Origin of the sequence: Floridaenema fluviatile BLCC-F154 (assembly GCF_041929135.1) — a bacterium.
GTDB classification, from domain to species: domain Bacteria; phylum Cyanobacteriota; class Cyanobacteriia; order Cyanobacteriales; family Aerosakkonemataceae; genus Floridanema; species Floridanema fluviatile.
This window is the reverse complement of the sequence record NZ_JBHFNS010000094.1, coordinates 242,396-261,045: the sequence shown is the minus strand read 5'-3', so window position 1 is coordinate 261,045 and position 18,650 is coordinate 242,396. Positions and strand designations below refer to the sequence as shown.

At 39.2% G+C, this 18,650-nt stretch carries 12 protein-coding genes; 9 read left to right on the top strand and 3 right to left on the bottom strand.

The window, feature by feature from the left end; translation table 11 throughout:
* Positions 1 to 64 precede the first annotated feature (64 nt).
* From ACE1B6_RS29365 to ACE1B6_RS29355, 3 genes are all read left to right on the top strand, one after another.
* Positions 65 to 5,332 (top strand): PAS domain S-box protein, encoded by a 5,268-nt coding sequence (locus ACE1B6_RS29365; RefSeq protein WP_413260848.1) that lies wholly within the window; start codon positions 65 to 67, stop codon positions 5,330 to 5,332.
* Positions 5,322 to 5,702 (top strand): response regulator, encoded by a 381-nt coding sequence (locus tag ACE1B6_RS29360; RefSeq protein WP_413260847.1) that lies wholly within the window; start codon positions 5,322 to 5,324, stop codon positions 5,700 to 5,702. The genes ACE1B6_RS29365 and ACE1B6_RS29360 overlap by 11 nt, the downstream gene beginning before the upstream one ends.
* Before the next feature lie 304 nt (positions 5,703 to 6,006).
* On the top strand, positions 6,007 to 7,446 hold the full coding sequence (locus tag ACE1B6_RS29355; RefSeq protein ID WP_413260846.1) for a bifunctional orotidine-5'-phosphate decarboxylase/orotate phosphoribosyltransferase: 1,440 nt from the start codon (positions 6,007 to 6,009) through the stop codon (positions 7,444 to 7,446).
* Between the two features lie 55 nt (positions 7,447 to 7,501).
* On the opposite strand, the gene ACE1B6_RS29350 is transcribed toward ACE1B6_RS29355, so the two are convergent.
* Complete coding sequence (locus tag ACE1B6_RS29350) at positions 7,502 to 10,267, bottom strand: adenylate/guanylate cyclase domain-containing protein (RefSeq protein WP_413260845.1); 2,766 nt, start codon at positions 10,265 to 10,267, stop codon at positions 7,502 to 7,504.
* A gap of 239 nt (positions 10,268 to 10,506) precedes the next feature.
* Positions 10,507 to 11,238, bottom strand: coding sequence for a gamma-glutamyl-gamma-aminobutyrate hydrolase family protein (locus ACE1B6_RS29345; protein WP_413260844.1), 732 nt, complete (start codon positions 11,236 to 11,238; stop codon positions 10,507 to 10,509).
* A 307-nt stretch (positions 11,239 to 11,545) separates the two neighbouring features.
* Here ACE1B6_RS29345 and ACE1B6_RS29340 point away from each other — a divergent pair, with 307 nt between their 5' ends.
* From ACE1B6_RS29340 to upp, 3 genes are all read left to right on the top strand, one after another.
* Entirely contained in the window at positions 11,546 to 12,811 is a 1,266-nt protein-coding gene (locus tag ACE1B6_RS29340) for a GTP cyclohydrolase II (protein ID WP_413260843.1), read from the top strand.
* 171 nt (positions 12,812 to 12,982) lie between these two features.
* Positions 12,983 to 14,203: a URC4/urg3 family protein gene (locus ACE1B6_RS29335; RefSeq protein ID WP_413260842.1), complete on the top strand. Its 1,221-nt coding sequence runs from the start codon at positions 12,983 to 12,985 to the stop codon at positions 14,201 to 14,203.
* A gap of 10 nt (positions 14,204 to 14,213) precedes the next feature.
* Positions 14,214 to 14,846 (top strand): uracil phosphoribosyltransferase, encoded by a 633-nt coding sequence (gene upp / locus ACE1B6_RS29330; protein ID WP_413260841.1) that lies wholly within the window; start codon positions 14,214 to 14,216, stop codon positions 14,844 to 14,846.
* Positions 14,847 to 15,128: 282 nt separating this feature from the next.
* Here the strand turns inward: upp and pdxA are convergent, their stop codons facing one another.
* Positions 15,129 to 16,220 carry a 4-hydroxythreonine-4-phosphate dehydrogenase PdxA gene (gene pdxA, locus ACE1B6_RS29325; protein WP_413260840.1) on the bottom strand — a complete coding sequence of 364 codons (1,092 nt, stop codon included), beginning with the start codon at positions 16,218 to 16,220 and terminating at the stop codon, positions 15,129 to 15,131.
* Positions 16,221 to 16,323: 103 nt separating this feature from the next.
* Here pdxA and petM point away from each other — a divergent pair, with 103 nt between their 5' ends.
* The 3 genes from petM (at position 16,324) to ACE1B6_RS29310 (ending at position 18,623) form a co-directional block, all read left to right on the top strand.
* On the top strand, positions 16,324 to 16,428 hold the full coding sequence (gene petM / locus ACE1B6_RS29320) for a cytochrome b6-f complex subunit PetM (protein WP_413260839.1): 105 nt from the start codon (positions 16,324 to 16,326) through the stop codon (positions 16,426 to 16,428).
* 252 nt (positions 16,429 to 16,680) lie between these two features.
* On the top strand, positions 16,681 to 17,655 hold the full coding sequence (locus ACE1B6_RS29315) for an SDR family oxidoreductase (protein ID WP_413260838.1): 975 nt from the start codon (positions 16,681 to 16,683) through the stop codon (positions 17,653 to 17,655).
* Between the two features lie 50 nt (positions 17,656 to 17,705).
* Entirely contained in the window at positions 17,706 to 18,623 is a 918-nt protein-coding gene (locus ACE1B6_RS29310) for an NAD(+) kinase (RefSeq protein ID WP_413260837.1), read from the top strand.
* The last annotated feature ends 27 nt before the right edge of the window (positions 18,624 to 18,650 follow it).

The window sequence follows — 18,650 nt, the reverse complement described above, 5'->3', positions numbered from 1 at the left end:
TTAATTCTCTATTAATTAGTTCAAAGATCTAAAATCTCAAGTCTAATGTAGGAAAAAACAGGAGATGAGCGATCGCCATAAAACTAAAAATCAATTAATTGCTGAATTAGAGCAACTAAGAGCAGAAATTGCTGCCCTGAAACAGGGAAAAAATTCTGCTCCAATTTGTATCTCAGATAACTCCGATCTAACTGATATACCAGAAGTTTGTCGAATAGCTTTATCTCCTGAATTAGGAGCAGTTTATCAAGCAATTAATCGTCATCCACTCACCGTTACTTCTGATACAGTAATTCCAATAGTGATTCAGCAAATGGAGCAAACACACTCTAGTAGCGTGTTAGTTGTCGATCGCAAATTACTAGTGGGAATTTTTACAGAACGGGATTTAGTCAAGCTAATTTCTCAACGAATTTCCTTAGATAAATTAACCATTGCTGAAGTTATGACTCGGCAGTTGATTGCCATTTCTTTAACAGAATTACAAGATGCTGCCAGCGTATTTAACTTAATGCAAGAACAAAAAATTCGCCATCTTCCAGTATTAGATAAATTTGGGTTGATGTACGGATTAATTACGATGAAGACTCTGCGGGAGTCACTGCAACCAAGCGATTTGTTACGCTTGCGGCGAGTTAAAGAAGTGTTGGTACGACAGGTAACTTATGCACCTCCTAAGTTTAGCTTATTTCAAATTGTGCGATTAATGGCACAGGAAAAAGTTAGTTGTGTGGTAATTGCTCAAACAGATAACACGGAAGTAGTTTTACCTGTGGGAATTATCACTGAACGAGATATTGTGAGGTTTCATACTTTAAAACTAGACTTTTATCAAACTCAAGCAGCAATGGTAATGAGTACGCCATTGTTGCCAATTTCCTCAGAAGATTCCTTATTACAAGCATATCAATTAATGAATCGCTATCGAATTCGGCGGTTAGTTGTATGTGATGAAGAGGGTAGCTTAGAGGGTATTTTAACTCAGAGCAATATTTTGCAAGCAATGAATCCCGCTGAGGCATATACTGTGATTCAACTATTACGCCAAGAGGTCGATCGCCTGCAAAATGAAAATATCCAGTTGTTACAAACTTGTAATCGGGAATTGCAACGACAAGTGAAAGAAACTGGGGCGCAATTAGCAGAACAAATCGAACAAGATCGTCTCTTAGCAGATGTTACCCAACAGATTAATCGATCGCTAAATTTACCCAAAGTTCTCAATACCAAATTATCTTGCACTGTTTTGTTACTTGCACCACAAGAAAGCGATCGCATTCTTTATCAAAACTATCTCAATCAAGATGAAGAATACAACTACCAAATTTTAGAATTTTCCCACCCACAAGCAGCATTAGAAAGGTGCGAACAGCTGATGCCAGATTTACTTTTGGTTGACGATTTGTTACCAGATATGACTGCTCAAGAATTTCTCATTGAACTAGGTAAACGGATTAAACAAAAACCATTACCAATAATTGTAATTACTGCTAACGATCATGCACAAATTATAGTTGAATTATTGAGAAGTGGCGCACAAGATTATTTAAATAAAAGCCAACTTACTGCTACAAAATTACATAAAACTGTCAAGAGTGTTTTAGAAAGAATACAATTAAGCCAAGAACAACCAAAGCAACAAGAACAGGAACAACTCGTTTCTACTACAGCTTTGCATATTCGTCAGTTTTTAGATTTAAATGAAATTCTGGCAGCTACAGTTAATGAAGTAAGACGCATTTTCGACTGCGATCGCGTAATTATTTATCGCTTTAAACCCGATTTTAGTGGAACTATTGTAGTAGAATCTGTTGCCGATCCTGCCTTTTCGATGTTGGGATGGGAAATTAAAGATGATTGCTTCCGAGAACATTGGATTCAAGCTTATCGTCAAGGGCGAGTTCGGGCGATCGAAGACATTTACACCACTACTAATATCCATCCATGTCATATCGAATTCTTATCTAATTTTCAAGTCCGAGCTAACCTCGTAGTTCCGATTTTACCTGGAGAAAACCTTTGGGGTTTACTAATAGCTCATCATTGTACAGCACCTAGACATTGGAAAGATACAGAAATCGATTTTTTATCCCAATTAGCTACTCAAGTTAGCATTGGTATTCAGCAAGCAGCACTAGTTATTCAACTACAAACAGAACTTAAAGAACGTCGGGAAGCAGAAGTTGCATTACAAGAAAGTGAAGCTCATTTCCGTAACGCAATTTTAAATGCTCCCATGCCAATTATGCTTCATGCTGAAGATGGCGAAGTATTATTAATTAATCAAGTCTGGACAGAAATTACTGGTTATACTAAATCCGAAATTCCCACAATAACTAGTTGGATCAATAAAGCTTATCGAAAACAACGTAACCAATTTAATGCCGAAATTCAGCAACTTTACAACCAAAGAAAAAGAGTTTCCCAAGGCGAATATACGATCGCTACTAAATCTCAAAAAACTCGCATTTGGAATTTTTCTTCAGCTTTCTTAGGCGAACTTCCTGATGGCAGGAGGTTAGTAATTAGTACGGCTTTAGATATTACCGAACAGCAAATTACACTACAGCAACGCCAACAAGCTGAATTGCAACTGCAAGAAAGCCAACAACGTTTGCAATTATCATTAGAAGCAGCAAAAGCAGGTTCTTGGGAATTGAATTTGCTCACAGAGGAATTAATTGCTTCGGATCAATATAAAGCAAATCTTGGACTTTCTTCAGAAGATGAACTTAGCTATCGTCAATTAATTGAAGAATTGATTCACCCGCACGATCGAGCAATCATGCAAGCATTTGTTCGTCAAGCTTTAGAACAACATAGTCGCTACGAGGCAGAATACCGCTGTATTTGGGCAGATGGTAGCGTTCATTGGTTAATGGCAAGAGGACAAGCTTATTATAAAGAAGATGGTACACCTTATCGCATGATTGGCGTAACTTTGGATATTACCGATCGCAAAAAAATCGAATTAGAAATTTTTGAACTCACTGCGGAATTAGAACAAAGAGTAGCACAAAGAACCGCACAAATATCTCAAGTTAATGCAGATTTGTTACAAGAAATTAGAGAGCGTCAACGCATCGAAAATGCCTTACGAGAAAGTGAAGCTAAATGGCGCAGTTTAGTCGAAAATGCCCCTAGTTTTGTGCTGATGCTCGATCGCGAAGGCAAAATTTTATTTATTAATCGAGTCTTACCCGAATTTTCTCTAGAAACTGTGATTGGACAGAGTGTTTATGACTATGTGATCCCCGAATATCAGCCAATTCAAAAAGCCGCAGTTGAGCAAGTTTTTCTCTCAGGTGAAGCAACTACTTTTGAAGTTTTAGGCTATAAAGATGCTCAAAGAAGAAATTTAGCTTGGTATGAAACGCGAATTGCTCCAATTTGGCAAGATGGGGAAATTTCCGCAGCAATTGTAATTTCCAATGATATTAACAATCGCAAAGAAACAGAAGCAGCATTACGAAAAAATCAAGATCGACTAATAGAAGCCCAACGAGTAGCCCACATCGGTAATTGGGATTACGATTTAGTTACCGGAGAAATTACTTGGACAGAAAAATTATTTCAAATTCATAACCGCGATCGCACATTAGGAGAACCAAACTATCAGGAAAATTTACAGCTTTATCATCCTGAAGATCGAGGAAAATTGCATCAAGCAGTGCAACGAGCTATTACCACAGGTGAACCTTACAAATTAATCTTACGAGTTGTGCTGCCAGATAATTTAATTCGCTATATTCAAGCCATTGGAAGAGTCGGATATAATGCCGCTGGAGAGTTAATTCGTCTTTACGGTACTGCTCAAGATATTACAGAAAATGTCCAGGCAGAACAAGCCTTACGCAACAGTGAAGCTAGATTTCGCAGTGCTTTTGATGATGCAGCTACAGGAATCACGCTGGCTGCTTTTGATGGTCAATTTTTACGAGTTAATGCGGCTTTTTGCGAGTTTGTTGGCTATTCCGAAACTGAGTTACTGGCAACTAATTTTCAGGCGATTACCTATCCTGATGATTTGGATCTCGATATTGATTATATGCAGCAAACTCTCAGGGGTGAGTTAAAAACTTATCAAATCGAAAAACGCTATCTTCACAAACTTGGTTATCCTGTCTGGGGTTTGCTTAGTGTCTCGTTGTTACGAAATCAAGAAGGAAAACCTTTATATTTTATTGGACAAATTCAAGATATTACCGATCGCAAAAACACCGAAGCAGACTTAAAAGAAAAAAATCGTCGTTGGCGATCCCTTCTAGATAATATACAACTAATAGTTATTGGTTTGGATCGACAAGGGTTAATCGAATATGCTAACCCCTTTTTCCTGAAACTCACTGGATATACCGAAGCAGAAGTTTTGGGAAAACTCTGGGTTGACAAATTTCTCCCATCTACTAGAAAATCAGAAATCCATAAAGTTATTCAGGAAATTATCCAAGAAGTGAACACTCATAGTTATGTGCTCAATCCCATTTTGACAAAACTCGGTGAGGAGAGGATGATTGCTTGGAGTAACACTTTATTGCATGATGTACAAGGTAATGCGATCGGCTTGATCAGCATTGGGGAAGATGTTACGGAACGCTATAAACTAGAACGGATGAAAGGTGAATTCGTGTCAATAGTCAGTCATGAACTCCGCACTCCTTTAACTTCTATGCAAGCTGCTCTCAGTTTGCTCTCAGAAAATATTGTCGATCCCACTTCCGAAACCGGACAAAACGTAATTCAAATCGCCGCTGAAGGAGTCGAGCGTTTAGTACGGTTAGTGAATGATATTCTCGATTTAGAGCGACTAGAATCTGGAAAAATTCGCTTAGAAAAAAGCTGCTGCGATCCTGCACAAATAGTGAAAATAGCGATCGACCAAATGCAAGAAATGGCGAATCAGGAGAGAGTTAAATTAAGCACAAAAATTGACAGTTGCCCAATTTATGCTGATGGCGATCGCCTACTGCAAGTCTTAATTAACTTATTGAGTAATGCCATTAAATTCTCGATCGAGAATAGTACAGTATGGCTGAAAATAAAACGAATTCAAACCCCCGAAAAAACCTTATCTTCTACTCAACTTCAGTTTAGTATTAAAGACCAAGGTAGAGGAATTCCCTCTGATAAATTAGAAACAATATTTGAGCGATTTCATCAAATAGATGCTTCTGATTCTCGCGAAAAAGGTGGAACTGGTTTAGGTTTAGCCATTAGCCGTAGCATTATTCAGCAACATGGGGGAAAAATTTGGGTGGAAAGTGTTTTAGGTAAAGGCAGCACATTTTATTTTACCTTGCCAATCGGGGAGGAAAATTGCAATGGTGACTAAACGAGTTTTGATTATTGATGATGATTTGGGAATTCGCAAAATCGTGCAAATTTCTTTAGAAACAGTTGCGGGTTGGGATGTATTAATTGCAGCTTCGGGAATGGAAGGAATTACGATCGCCGAAACCCAACAACCAGATGCAATTTTACTCGATGTGATGATGCCAGGAATGGATGGAATCACCACACTAGGGCAAATTAAACAAAATCCTACCATTCAAGAAATCCCAGTTATTTTGTTAACTGCTAAAGCACAACCGAATGAACAAAAACAATTTGCCAAATTACAAGTAGCAGGTGTAATTACTAAACCTTTCAGAGCCTCAGATTTGGTGCAGCAAATGCGATCGTTGTTGCACTGGCAAGAGTAGCGAAAAAAGCCCAAAAGCAGTAAGTCGCTACAGCTTTTAACCTGTAACGACTTAAATTTAGAAAACTAATCAACTAGGAGGTTCTTAGATCGATCGAAACCTATATTCCGTAGAGTGCGTCAATTCTATTTACTTTAGTAGAACTGCGGCACCGAGACAAAGTGTTTCGGTGCCTAGCCGAAATTCTAGGCTGACTGACCAGCTTTGCGGCGACGTGCCATTACCATTCCGCTAGCTACTACACCTAAACCTAACAAAGTAGCATTAAATTCTTATTAGAACCCAAGTTGAGAAAGGCTAACCAATGCAGTTTTTTGATAAGTTGCTGTATGCGATCGAACGGAACCAAAGCTTACTGTACGTAACCCTCGATCCCGATTTAGACGAAGTAGTGATTGGGCAAAATGGTCAGGATCACGATCGCTTGTTAGAACAAGTGTGGGAAAGATTGGACTATATTATTGAACAAACTGCCGATTTAGTCTGTGCTTACAAGCCAATTTTAGGATTTTACCGGGCATTAGGAACTTTGGGATTAGAACTACTCAAGCGCACTTTGAAGAAAATTCCCCCAGAAATTCCGGTAATTTTGGACGCGAAACACAGCGATGTTCACACCAGTACAGTGTTTGCCAAAATGGTGTTTGAACAATGGCAAGTAGATGCTGTCACCTTGACTCCTTTAGCGGGAATGGATCATGTAGCACCATTTTTGGTTTATCCAGACAAAGCCGTGTTTATCCAATGCACTAACGCTAATGCTAGTGCAGCTGCATTGCAAGAATTTCCCGATCGGAATCGTCCTTTTTATTTACATTTAGTGCAGGAAGCAAAAAATTGGGGAACTCCCGAACAATTGGGATTAAAAGCAGGTGTGGCAAAATTGGATATTTTAGCTAATATTCGTCAAGCTGCGCCGGAGAGATTAATTTTATTGCAAGAAGGTGTAACCGAAAATTTTGCTTTGCCGGATATTTTAGCAGCTGGTTTAGATGCCCAAGGAGAAGGATTATTAATTCCTGTACCACCAGAAATTACTGAAGAATCTGGGCAAAATATTAGCGAATCTGTAAAAGAATTACGCGATTTAGTCAATCAGGAAAGACAAAGGATTGTCCAAAAAAGCCCCGCCTGCAATCTCTGGCTTCCTGATGTTTTGCCTTCTGTTTCTCATCCTCATCAAGATTTAATTTTGCAACTTTATGATCTTGGTTGCATCATTTTCGGGGATCATGTTCAAGCTTCCGGTGCAGTTTTTCCCTATTACATTGATTTGCGAATCATTATTTCTAAACCCCAAATTTTCCACCAAATTTTGAGCGCCTACTCAGAAATTTTGGAAACTTTAGAATTTGACAGAATAGCGGGAATTCCTTACGGTTCTTTACCCACTGCAACAGGTTTATCCCTGCGGTTACACCATCCAATGATTTATCCACGAAAAGAAGTGAAAGCACACGGAACTCAAAGAGTAATTGAAGGTTATTACCAACCAGGAGAAAAAGTTGTTGTAGTGGATGATATTTTGATTACTGGTAAAAGCGTGATGCAAGGTGCGGAAAAGTTACAAATCTCTGGTTTAAAAGTAGAAGATATTGTAGTATTTATCGACCATGAAAAAGGAGTAAAGGATAAGTTAAAGGAAAATGGTTATCAAAGTCATGCAGTTTTAACTATTTCCGAAATAGCTGAAACTTTACATCAAGCTGGTAGGATTGATGATTCACAGTTTGAACTTTTCTGATTCTCAGATTCCCGACTTCTTGAAGAAGTCGGGGATCTGAGAGGGGATCTAAAGTCTAAATAGGCTTTTTACCTCTGAGAAAATAGGTTGTCATTTTGCCTTTGCCTTTAACATGAATTTCCGCCCGTTTTGCAAATAAATATTTATGTTTCAACCTTTGATATGTGGCTTCTGTAACTTGAATGTATCCGGGTATTCCGTGAGATTCCATCCGGCTAGCAACGTTAACTGCGTCACCCCATAAATCATAAATAAATTTTTTCTTGCCAATGACTCCAGCAACAACAATTCCAGTGTTTATACCAATACGAATTTGTAATTCTTCGTTGATTTGCAGTTGAAATTTCTGCATTATATTGAGCATAGTTAGGGCTAACTCTGCGATCGCTTCTGCATGATCGATTCGCGGAATTGGTAATCCTCCTGCTACCATGTAAGCATCACCAATTGTTTTAATTTTTTCTAAGCCTAATTCTTCTACTAGTTGGTCAAAGGTGGAAAAGATTTCATTGAGTAAGTTAACTAATTCAATAGGTTGGAGTTTAGTAGAAAGTGAGGTGAAGCCAACAAGATCGGCAAACATAATTGTTACTTCATTGAAGCTTTCGGCAATCACGCTGCTATCTTGTTTAAGTCTGTTGGCTATGGGCTCTGGTAGAATATTGAGTAAGAGTTGTTCCGATCGCTCTTTTTCTAAACGTAATTCGGCTTCGGCTTGTTTGCGATCGCTAATATCCCTGGCTACCCAAATTACTGAATCTTCCGAAAGGGGTGCAATACTAGCAGAAAACCAATATTCTGTTTCATCAATAGGCAAATTATACTCAAAAGTTACGATTTCTTTTGTCTCTAGTGCTTGGTGAATTTGACTTAAGAAAATTTCCGTGTTTTCCCCAACTAAAAATTGTTCTATAGTGGGACTGATAATATCAATTTCCGGTGGGTATAAACGTTGGGGATTTGTCGGTGCAACTTTGATATTATTGGCTTGAGAATCAATTACTAGTATGACATCAGTCATTGATTCTAAAAAGGCATTTAATTGAGAGTACGAATCGCGTAATTTGTCTTCTAAAATTTTGCGATCGCTAATATCTCTAGCTACCCAAATTACTTGTTCTTCAGACAAAGGTGAAATATTTGCCGAAAAGCAAACTTGTTGATTATTAATCAATAAACTATATTCAAAATTGACAGTTTGTTGCGTTATTAAAGCAGTTTGTACATGATGAAAACAAATATCAGCTTGTGCTGCTGGGAGAATTTCTTGTAGAGTTTTCCCTACTTGTTCGGATAAAGGTTTGAGTAAGAGTGCTGGATTTGTAGAAACAATTTTGCGGCAATATCCTTGGCGATCGACTATTAATATTACATCAGTCATTGCTGCAAATAAAGCTCTCAGTTCTGCTTCAGTTGTTGCTAGGGTAGCTGTTCTTTCGGCAACTCTAATTTCTAATTCTTCATTCAGGTTTTCTAGGGCCAATTCAGCTTTTCTCCGTTCGGTAATATCTGTCCCAATAGCTATAATCCCAATAAAACTACCTTGGGTGTCTACTAACATTTTATTTGACCAAGAAACCCAAACTTTTTCCCCATTTTTGCGGAGATTTTCTTGCTCAATTTGCTGGTACAATTCAGGATTATTTAAGATATTCGTCATCATGGCAGCGATCGTTTTTTCTGCCGTGCTGTTCTTTTCAAGAATAGTACCAATGGGACTTTTGCCCAGAATTTCTTTTTCGGAAAAACCAAAGAATTGTTGAGCAAATTCATTAAAAAAACTGATTTTTGCTTGAGTATCTAATTTGAGGATAATACTGTTTCCACTTTCTACTAATTCTCGATATTTTATTTCACTTTTTCGCAGTAAATCTTCTGCTAAAGCACCTTCGGTTACTGTAGCAGCTAATAACAGAGAAGTCGTAGTAATTACTCCTAAAAAGGCTTGTAAAAATAGCATAGCCTGATTAATAGTCGCGCCTTTAGCAATGAAAGGGCCTCCGCCGTTAATTACTCCCAAAATAGCAATACAAGAAATCAGAAAGGAAGTCAAAACAGCACCAGACTGACCCCATTGAATTGCTGCCCAAATTATAAACGGAAAAGGTAAATATTCTAAGGGATAACGGGAGATTGCTGCTTCTGTTTTGGCGGTAAAAACAATCCAACTTACTGTAAATAATAAAATTAGTAAAGCGATCGATACCAAGCAATTTTTGCAATATTTTAAATTTAAATTGGGATATCTTATTTCCCATTTGAACTGAAACAAAACTAATAATAATGGCGTAAATATTAACACTCCCATTGCATCTCCGAGAAACCAATTCCAGCGCACTTCCCAGTACTGATTCCACGAAACTAATCCCATTAAACACATTCGCAGTGGCCCCAAAGTGGAATTAATTTGGGTAGAAATGATTACCCCAAAAACGAGAAAATTAATTGCATCTTTGAGGCGACTTAGGGATGTATGAAAACCTAAGCGATGTAATACCCCAACTGCAAATACTGCTTGTAATGTAGCACCAAAAGCAGCGGGTAATGCTAGCATTAATGAGGGTTTAATACCTAAAATCTCAAAGAAAAATGTTCCTAAAGCTACTCCAGGCCAGTAACGAATTCCTAATAATAATAATGCAGCTTGAGCAATTCCTGCGGGAGGCCATACTGAAGAACCTAAGAGATCGACACCTGGAAGAGAAACAGCCAGTTTTCCTCCGAGAAAGTAAGCAACAGCAACTAAAGTAATTTTGGCTAAATATTGCCCAATTTTACTAGATTTAGATAATCGCAGCGATCGGCTTTTGTTGAGGTTCATATTGATTAAGATTTTCAAGATTGCTCGGAATGATGAAACTTTTGGCTACGATTGGGATGTAAATATTAAGACACTTGCTAAATTATGCTCATCTACAAAAAAAAGATTTATCGATTATTTTAAAGGAAAAACTACCTAATTGTAACTATGGATGACCATGACAGGAAAAATCAGAGATGTTTTCTTAAACATCTCTACTCTACAATATTTTTATCTCTAGTCAACTTTAATAATTACGCTTAACTGGCTTTTTGCGAAAGCATCATTTGGCGTTGCTGTGCGGTATGAATAAAAGCGCGAAAAATTCGCTGTTGGCGGGCATCATTTAATGAAATTTCGGGATGCCATTGAATAGCAAAAGCCCAAGGATGATCTTCATGTTCCAATGCTTCAATAACTCCATCCGCTGCCGTTGCTGCTAAACGCCAACCTCTAGGTATATTACTAGCCGCTTGATGATGCCATGAGACAACTTTTGTTTCTCCGACACCAATAATGTTAGCTAAATGAGTTCCCGGAAGAATGTCTACGTTATGTTCAGCAGGGCGACTTTGGGCTTGGCGATGAATGATTTCTTCCCCAAATTCATCGGGTAAATGTGATACTAATTTACCGCCACTAGCAACTACTAATATTTCTAATCCGCGGCAAATTCCTAAAATAGGAATATCTGTTTCTAAGGCAAATTGAGCTAGGGATAATTCAAAGCGATCGCGTTCTCTATTTACATTATAAATCTCTGGATGATCGACACCATTGTAGGTAGCAGGATCGAGATCGCCACCCCCAGAAAATAGAATACCATCAACCCATTCTAGAACACTATTCAAGTTAGGTTCGCCCGGTGGAATTAACATCGGTAAACCACCTGCTAAACGAATTGCTGTTATATATTCGTGACGCAGACAATAGTCATTTGTTTTACTTTGAATAGAGGTAGTAACGCCAATTAAAGGTGGATGAAATTTCATGTAAGTTTTCTTTAAGTTAGGTAACTAAGTTTTTTCCTTTAAGTTTAGTATTCCCAAAATTGGGGAATTTTCATCAGGATTTAGGAAAGTGTATATTCTAAATGAGCAACTGCTGAGATTTTTGTATCGAGAGATACTCAGCAATAAAATTAAATAATTAAAAACATCAACTCCAAAGAAAGAGAATAAATAAAAACTTCACTGCTAGGGGAAATTACATCGTAAATTTATCAATTATGCTGTCTAGAACACGCGAATTTTAAACTTGGTTTGCTATGATATTGGTTTATCATTCAGAGTCAGCTTTATGGAAAAACCCACAACAACATCTAAATACAAACATATTGTTCTCACATCTCATCCGGGTAGAACTAGTCAAAAACCTGTGCCAATTCATTGGGGAGAAATTGACGCGATGAAACGCGGTCCAATTATTGGAACTTTAACAAATCCTGCTCAAAAAAATGTGATTGGCACTCATTCTGGTTCTTATTCAGTTTATCGTGCTTTGGCGATCGCTTCTGGCTCACTGCAAGCAAATCATCGTCCAGATTTTACTAATACTTCTCCAGTAGTTCATATTGGTCCTTATCCCAGTTGGTCCGATCCAGATAAAATAGTTTCTCTCGATCCTTTTGGTGCAGTAGTCGGTGAAGTTTTCCAAGAATACTATCAAAAAGAATACGACATTCGCCCCACTATTGCAATTACTAAAGCACATATTAATATGCCAGAATTGCAGGATGCTGTAAATCAAGGAATTTTGCAAGTTGATGGCAAAATTTTGAAAGAAAACGGCAATTTAGTAGTCACTAAAATAGCCGTCGATCCAGTTTGGTATTTACCGGGAATTGCTAAAAGATTAAATGTGAAAGAAAGCTATCTGCGGCAAGTGCTTTTCCAACAAACTGGTGGAATGTTTCCCGAATTAGTAACTCGCCCAGATTTGCAGGTTTTCTTACCTCCAATTGGCGGCAATACTGTTTATATAATTGGCGATGTCGCAGCTATTACTGACCCTGATAAATTATTAGCAGTTCGGGTACATGATGAATGCAATGGATCGGATGTTTTTGGGTCGGATATTTGTACTTGTCGTCCTTATTTAGTACATGGAGTTGAAGTTTGTATTCAAACTGCACAAGCTGGCGGTGTGGGAGTAATTGTTTATTTAAGAAAAGAAGGTAGGGCATTAGGAGAAGTTACTAAATTTTTAGTTTATAATGCTAGAAAACGTCAGGAAGGTGGCGATCGCGCAGATGCCTATTTCACCCGCACTGAATGTGTCGCTGGTGTCCAAGATATGCGCTTTCAAGAATTAATGCCAGATGTGTTACATTGGTTAGGAATTACCCGGATCGATCGCTTAGTTTCCATGAGCGATATGAAGTACAATGCAATGGTTAATTCGGGAATTCAAGTAATCGAAAGAATCGCTATTCCTGACGATCGAATTCCTGAAGATGCACAAGTAGAAATTGCGGCGAAACAAGCTGCTGGTTACTATACTCCTAATACTGTTCCTGATGCGATCGCTCTTTCTCAAATTAAAGGTAGAACTTTGTCAGAATAAATAATAGGTAGTAGATTTTGAGATATAATCTCTTTGCTACTACCTAAATTTTTTTTAACCACAGATATCCACAGATAAACACAGATGAACACAGATGAAGAGAAATATTAAGTTTTTGCTGAAAGTAGAGGATTTGATTTTTAAACCGCAGATGAACGCAGATGAACGCAGATGAAGAATTTGATTGATTATTTGCAAAGTCCAGAGGCAATTCGGGAAAGGTGCGATCGCCTTTTTAATTTAGCATTAGATGATAAATTACCTTACTTTCGGGTTGATTTAACTAAATTGGAAAACTGCGCTGATTATGTTATCCAAGTAATGCGCGATGATTATCCTAATTTAGAAATTCCCTTCCATAGTCGTTGGCGACATTTTGAAGTTGGTAATGTTTCCCGCATCTCTAAATTAGATGCAGCTTTAGCAGAAGTTTCACCTCTGGAAAAAGCGAAAGTTAAATTTGATTTGGCAATTATTAGCGTTTTATTAGATGCTGGCGCTGGCGCAAATTGGCAATATTTTGAACCGGAAACTGCACAAGTATTCCGCCGTTCTGAAGGGTTAGCGGTAGCAAGTTTTCGGATGTTTATGCAAGGTGCTTTTTCCAGTAACCTAAACTTTCCTTGGCAAGCAGATGCAAAAGGATTACAAAGTTTAAGCTTAACAACCTTGCAACAAGGATTTCAAGTAACTGACAATAATCCTTTAGTTGGAGGAGAGGGAAGATTAAAATTATTGCAAACTTTGGGAAAAGTTTTAACAGAAAAACCCGAAATTTTTGATCAAGAAAATCCCCGACCTGGAAATATGGTAAACTACTTATTAAATCAGGGAAATCATCAGTTAACTGCTAGTCAAGTATTAAAAGCAGTTTTAACAGGATTAGGCGAAATTTGGCCCGGAAGATTAACAATTGATAGTGTTAATTTAGGTGATGTTTGGATTCATTCTGCTTTAGAAGAAACCGAAAAAAGCGATCGCCTCATCCCCTTTCACAAACTCTCCCAATGGTTAACCTATTCCTTATTAGAACCATTACAAGAATTAGGGGTAGAAATTACTCAATTAAATCAATTAACAGGTTTACCGGAATATCGCAACGGCGGTTTATTTTTAGATTTGGGTTTATTACAATTGAAAAATTCCGAAGATTTGCAAAAAACTCATCCTGTAGGATCGGAATTAATTGTAGAATGGAGAGCGTTAACCGTTAGTTTACTCGATCGCATTGCCAGCAAAATTAGAGAAAAACTCAACATGACTGCAACTGAATTACCATTAGTCAAAGTTTTGCAAGGCGGAACTTGGACTGCTGGCAGAAAAATCGCTTTAGAATTAAGAACTGGTGGCATTCCTCCACTCAAAATCGACAGCGACGGAACCGTATTTTAAAAGGTAAATAATGAAACAAGTTACTTTAATTGACCATCCATTAATTCAACATAAACTAACATTAATGCGGCAAACAGACACCAGCACCGCAAAATTTCGTAACCTTTTAAGAGAAATTGGCATATTATTAGCTTATGAAGTAACCAGAGACTTACCCCTAAAATATGTAGAAATTAAAACGCCTCTTTCCCCCATGTCTGCACCCATGTTAGCAGCAGAAAAAAAGATGGTAGTTGTTTCAATTATGCGGGCAGGACAGGGAATTTTAGATGGAATTTTGGAATTAATGCCCTCAGCTAGAGTCGGACATATTGGATTATATCGAGATCCCACAACATTAATGGCAATAGAATATTACTTTAAAATGCCCCATGATATTGAACATCGAGATGTATTAATTGTCGATCCAATGTTGGCAACAGGAAATTCAGCAGTTGCCGCAGTAGATAGATTAAAAGAACTCAATCCATTATCAATAAAATTTTTGTGTTTATTAGCTGCCCCCGAAGGAATTGCCCATTTTCACGAACAACATCCCGACGTACCAATTTACACCGCAGCAATTGATGAATATTTAGACGAACATGGTTATATTATTCCTGGTTTAGGTGACGCAGGCGATCGACTTTACGGCACAAAATAGGGTTAGAAAAACCACCTTAATTAAACAAGTCTCGATCTGAATGGTTCATACTTTCTGACTCAGATAACTTTATAAGCTGTTACGCATTTAAAAGTCATATTGTAGGGTGCGTCAGATTTAGATATTTTCCTTTCTACATAGGCTTTACCGTCTGACGCACCCTACTCGTTAATAAGTGATTTAAATGCTTAACAGCTTACCCATTCAATCTTATCACCGCTAAAACTAAATAAGTTGTTGCGCTTTAGCACAACAACTTACCTTTTCCTTTCCTTCTGTCTGTTAACTTCGCTGTTTCACCAACTCCACTGCTAACTGTAAAGCAGCTTTCATACTTGTAGGATTAGCAATACCTTTACCAGCAATATCAAAAGCCGTACCATGATCGGGAGAAGTGCGAACAAAAGGTAAACCAATAGTAGTATTAATTGCTCGATCGAACGCCATCAACTTAACCGGAATTAAACCTTGATCGTGGTAAAGCGCCAGATATCCATCATGAGTAAATAAAGATGAATTACCATGATTACCAAACCAAGCTTGACCAGGTTTAACCCACATTGTATCCGGCGGAATCGGACCATCTAAAACTAAATCCGATCGCCTTTTCTTCTCCCACTCCAACCAAGGAATCAACCAATACTTCTCCTCAATACCTAACTGTCCCTGTTCCCCGCTGTGCGGATTCAAACCTGCGATCGCAACCCTTGGTTTAGCAATCCCAAAATCCTTTTGCAAACACTCTACCAGCAAATCCAACTTCCGACTCATCAATTCCGGTGTCAGCAGTTCCGGCACTTGACTTAAAGGAATATGTGTGGTAGCAAGCAAACTGCGAAGAGTCCAGCCAGTGTGAGGCGATCGCGCCACAAACAACATCCCAAACCGTTCCACACCAGCCCGTTCCGCCAAAAGTTCAGTTTGACCCGGGTAATCATGTCCTGCCGCTTGCCAAGCCGACTTTGCGATCGGTCCAGTCACAATACCTTGGAACTCACCCGCTAAAGTTTTCCCGATCGCCGTCTCCAAAAACGCAAAACTCAGCGCCCCACTAGCAGCATTACCACAACCAACAGTAATTTCACCATCTACACTGGGAACTTCCACATCTAACATAGACAGAGAATCTGGATCTGCCAGACATTCCCCAGGCAAAATTTCCCGTAACTGAGAATAGGTTTTTAGCAGTAGCGATCGACTACCCACCACAGTCACCCGACAACTTTCCGTCACCGAAGGATCGGCCAAAGCCTTCAAAATTACCTCTGGCCCCACACCCCCAGGATCGCCCAACGTCACCGCCAAACAAGGACGCAAGTCATCATTTCTGAGTATCGTACCACTTTCTGTAAAGAAACTTTGTTCTGTTTTCATTTTTCTCATCCACCCCAACTCTTGTAGGGAGAGATACCCCTCGCTGTTTTATACTAACTTTGCAGGTTTGAAATCATCACAAAGGCAAAGGAGCACTTAACTAATGAGCGGTGAAATCTTTAATGCAGCATTCTTATCGATCGTCCTAGTACTAGTAGGCTTATCAATGGGCTTTGCATTATTAAAAATCCAAGGCAAAGAAGAGTAATTAAGGCAAAAGGCAAAAGGCAAAAGGTAAAAGGTAAAAGGTAAAAGGTAAAAGGCAGAACGCAGAAGGAAAGAAAGGGGAAAGGTTAAACTCTCCTATGCCCCTCTGCCCCTCTGCCCCCCTGCCCCCCTGCCCCTCTGCCCCCCTGCCCCCCTGCCCCCCTGCCCCTCTGCCCCCCAGAAGGGTAAGCATTACTGAGCAAATTCTGATAACATCTTATAGAAAGTTTAAGATTCTTTACTAAAATTCTGGATGAGCTTATTAATCGTCGGTGCCACAGGCACCTTGGGAAGGCAGATAGCCCGTCGCGCCCTAGATGAAGGACACCAAGTTCGCTGTTTAGTCAGAAGTTCTAAAAGAGCAGCTTTTTTAAAAGAATGGGGCGCACAATTAGTTCCTGGTGACTTGTGTGACCCGGCAAGCTTACCCCCCGCCTTAGAAGGTGTAACCGCAATCATTGATGCTGCTACGGCGCGTCCTACAGACTCCCTAAGCATTAGACAGGTAGACTGGCAAGGCAAAGTAGCATTAATTCAAGCTGCCAAAGCTGCGGGAGTAGAACGTTTCATATTCCTTTCCATCTTGGATGCGGAAAAATATCCCCAAGTGCCACTGATGGAAATTAAACGTTGTACGGAACTATTCTTGGCAGAATCAGGTTTAAACTACACCATTCTCCGCCCTTGTGGTTTTATGCAGGGTTTAATTGGTCAGTATGCAGTTCCCATCCTAGACAAACAAGCAGTTTGGGTAACTCAGCAAAGTGCCCCCATTGCTTACATGGATACCCAAGATGTCGCTAAATTTGCCGTTCGCGCCCTCTCTGTTCCCGAAACGGAAAAAAACAGCTTTCCCATTGTGGGAACAAAAGCCTGGACAGCAGAGGAAATCATTCGCTTGTGCGAACGTTTATCTGGACAGGAAGCCAAAGTTACTCGTTTACCAATGAACTTACTGCGTACAGCCCGTAGAGTTGCCCGGTTTTTCCAATGGGGGTGGAATTTAGCCGATCGATTAGCTTTTGCCGAAGTTTTAGCGACAGATAAACCATTAAATGCTTCAATGGAAACAGTTTATCCTGTTTTTGGCTTGAATCCAGAAGAAACAACTACCTTGGAAGCTTACTTACAAGATTACTTTAGTCGAATTTTGAAGAAGCTCAAAGAGTTAGATTACCAAGCAACTAAAACAAAAAATCAAAAGAAAAAAACGTCTTTAAGATTTTAGATTCTGACTAAAATCGTTTATCATATTGACCAAAAAACGGACTTTTTCGCGTGCCCAAAGCTGGGATTATTTATAACGACGTTAAACCTGTAGCTTGTCGTGTTGCTGGCGAATTAAAAGACCAGCTAAAAGCTGCTGGGTGGGATGTTGTCATCACCACAGGTGCAGGCGGTATTCTTGGCTATGCTACTCCCGAAAGCCCAGTTTGCCACACACCGATCGACTTTTTAAAGCCTCCAGAATTCGACGAAGAAATATCTTTTGCCGTAGTCTTAGGTGGAGATGGCACAGTTCTATCAGCAGCCCGTCAAGTGGCATCCCTTGGTATTCCCCTGTTGACAGTGAATACGGGTCACATGGGATTTTTAACCGAGACATACCTGAATAATTTGCCTTTAGCAATGGAAAAGGTAATGGCTGGGGAATATCAAGTTGAACAGAGAACCATGATCGCAGTACGAGTCTTTCGGGACAATTCACTGTTATGGGAAGCACTTTGTTTAAATGAAATGGTGATTCATCGGGAACCACTGACTAGTATGTGCCACTTTGAAATTAAAGTGGGTAAACACGCACTGGTTGATGTTGCCGCAGATGGGGTGATTATTTCTACTCCTACTGGTTCTACTGCTTATGCTTTAAGTGCTGGTGGGCCAGTAATTACGCCTGATGTAGAAGTATTACAATTAGTACCTATCTGCCCTCATTCGATGGCTTCCCGTGCTTTGGTGTTTGCTAACACTGAGCCTGTGACGATTTTTCCGGTAAATTTAGAACGATTGGTGATGGTAGTAGATGGCAATGCTGGGTGTTATGTTTTACCAACCGATCGTGTTCAGGTAGAAAAGTCTCCCTACTACGCCCGGTTTATTCGTTTACAATTACCAGAATTTTTCCGAATTTTACGCGAAAAATTAGGTTGGGGTTTGCCTCATGTTGCGAAACCTACTTCTGTAGAGTTGCCTTAGTTAGTTTAGGCAGAGGCAGTGGGGAGT

Bases quoted from the DNA above. Each gene is read 5' to 3' on its own strand.
- ACE1B6_RS29365 (WP_413260848.1), top strand. From the start codon at position 65: ATGAGCGATCGCCATAAAACTAAAAATCAATTAATTGCTGAATTAGAG.
- ACE1B6_RS29360 (WP_413260847.1), top strand. From the start codon at position 5,322: ATGGTGACTAAACGAGTTTTGATTATTGATGATGATTTGGGAATTCGC.
- ACE1B6_RS29355 (WP_413260846.1), top strand. From the start codon at position 6,007: ATGCAGTTTTTTGATAAGTTGCTGTATGCGATCGAACGGAACCAAAGC.
- ACE1B6_RS29350 (WP_413260845.1), bottom strand. From the start codon at position 10,267: ATGAACCTCAACAAAAGCCGATCGCTGCGATTATCTAAATCTAGTAAA.
- ACE1B6_RS29345 (WP_413260844.1), bottom strand. From the start codon at position 11,238: ATGAAATTTCATCCACCTTTAATTGGCGTTACTACCTCTATTCAAAGT.
- ACE1B6_RS29340 (WP_413260843.1), top strand. From the start codon at position 11,546: ATGGAAAAACCCACAACAACATCTAAATACAAACATATTGTTCTCACA.
- ACE1B6_RS29335 (WP_413260842.1), top strand. From the start codon at position 12,983: ATGAAGAATTTGATTGATTATTTGCAAAGTCCAGAGGCAATTCGGGAA.
- upp (WP_413260841.1), top strand. From the start codon at position 14,214: ATGAAACAAGTTACTTTAATTGACCATCCATTAATTCAACATAAACTA.
- pdxA (WP_413260840.1), bottom strand. From the start codon at position 16,220: ATGAAAACAGAACAAAGTTTCTTTACAGAAAGTGGTACGATACTCAGA.
- petM (WP_413260839.1), top strand. From the start codon at position 16,324: ATGAGCGGTGAAATCTTTAATGCAGCATTCTTATCGATCGTCCTAGTA.
- ACE1B6_RS29315 (WP_413260838.1), top strand. From the start codon at position 16,681: ATGAGCTTATTAATCGTCGGTGCCACAGGCACCTTGGGAAGGCAGATA.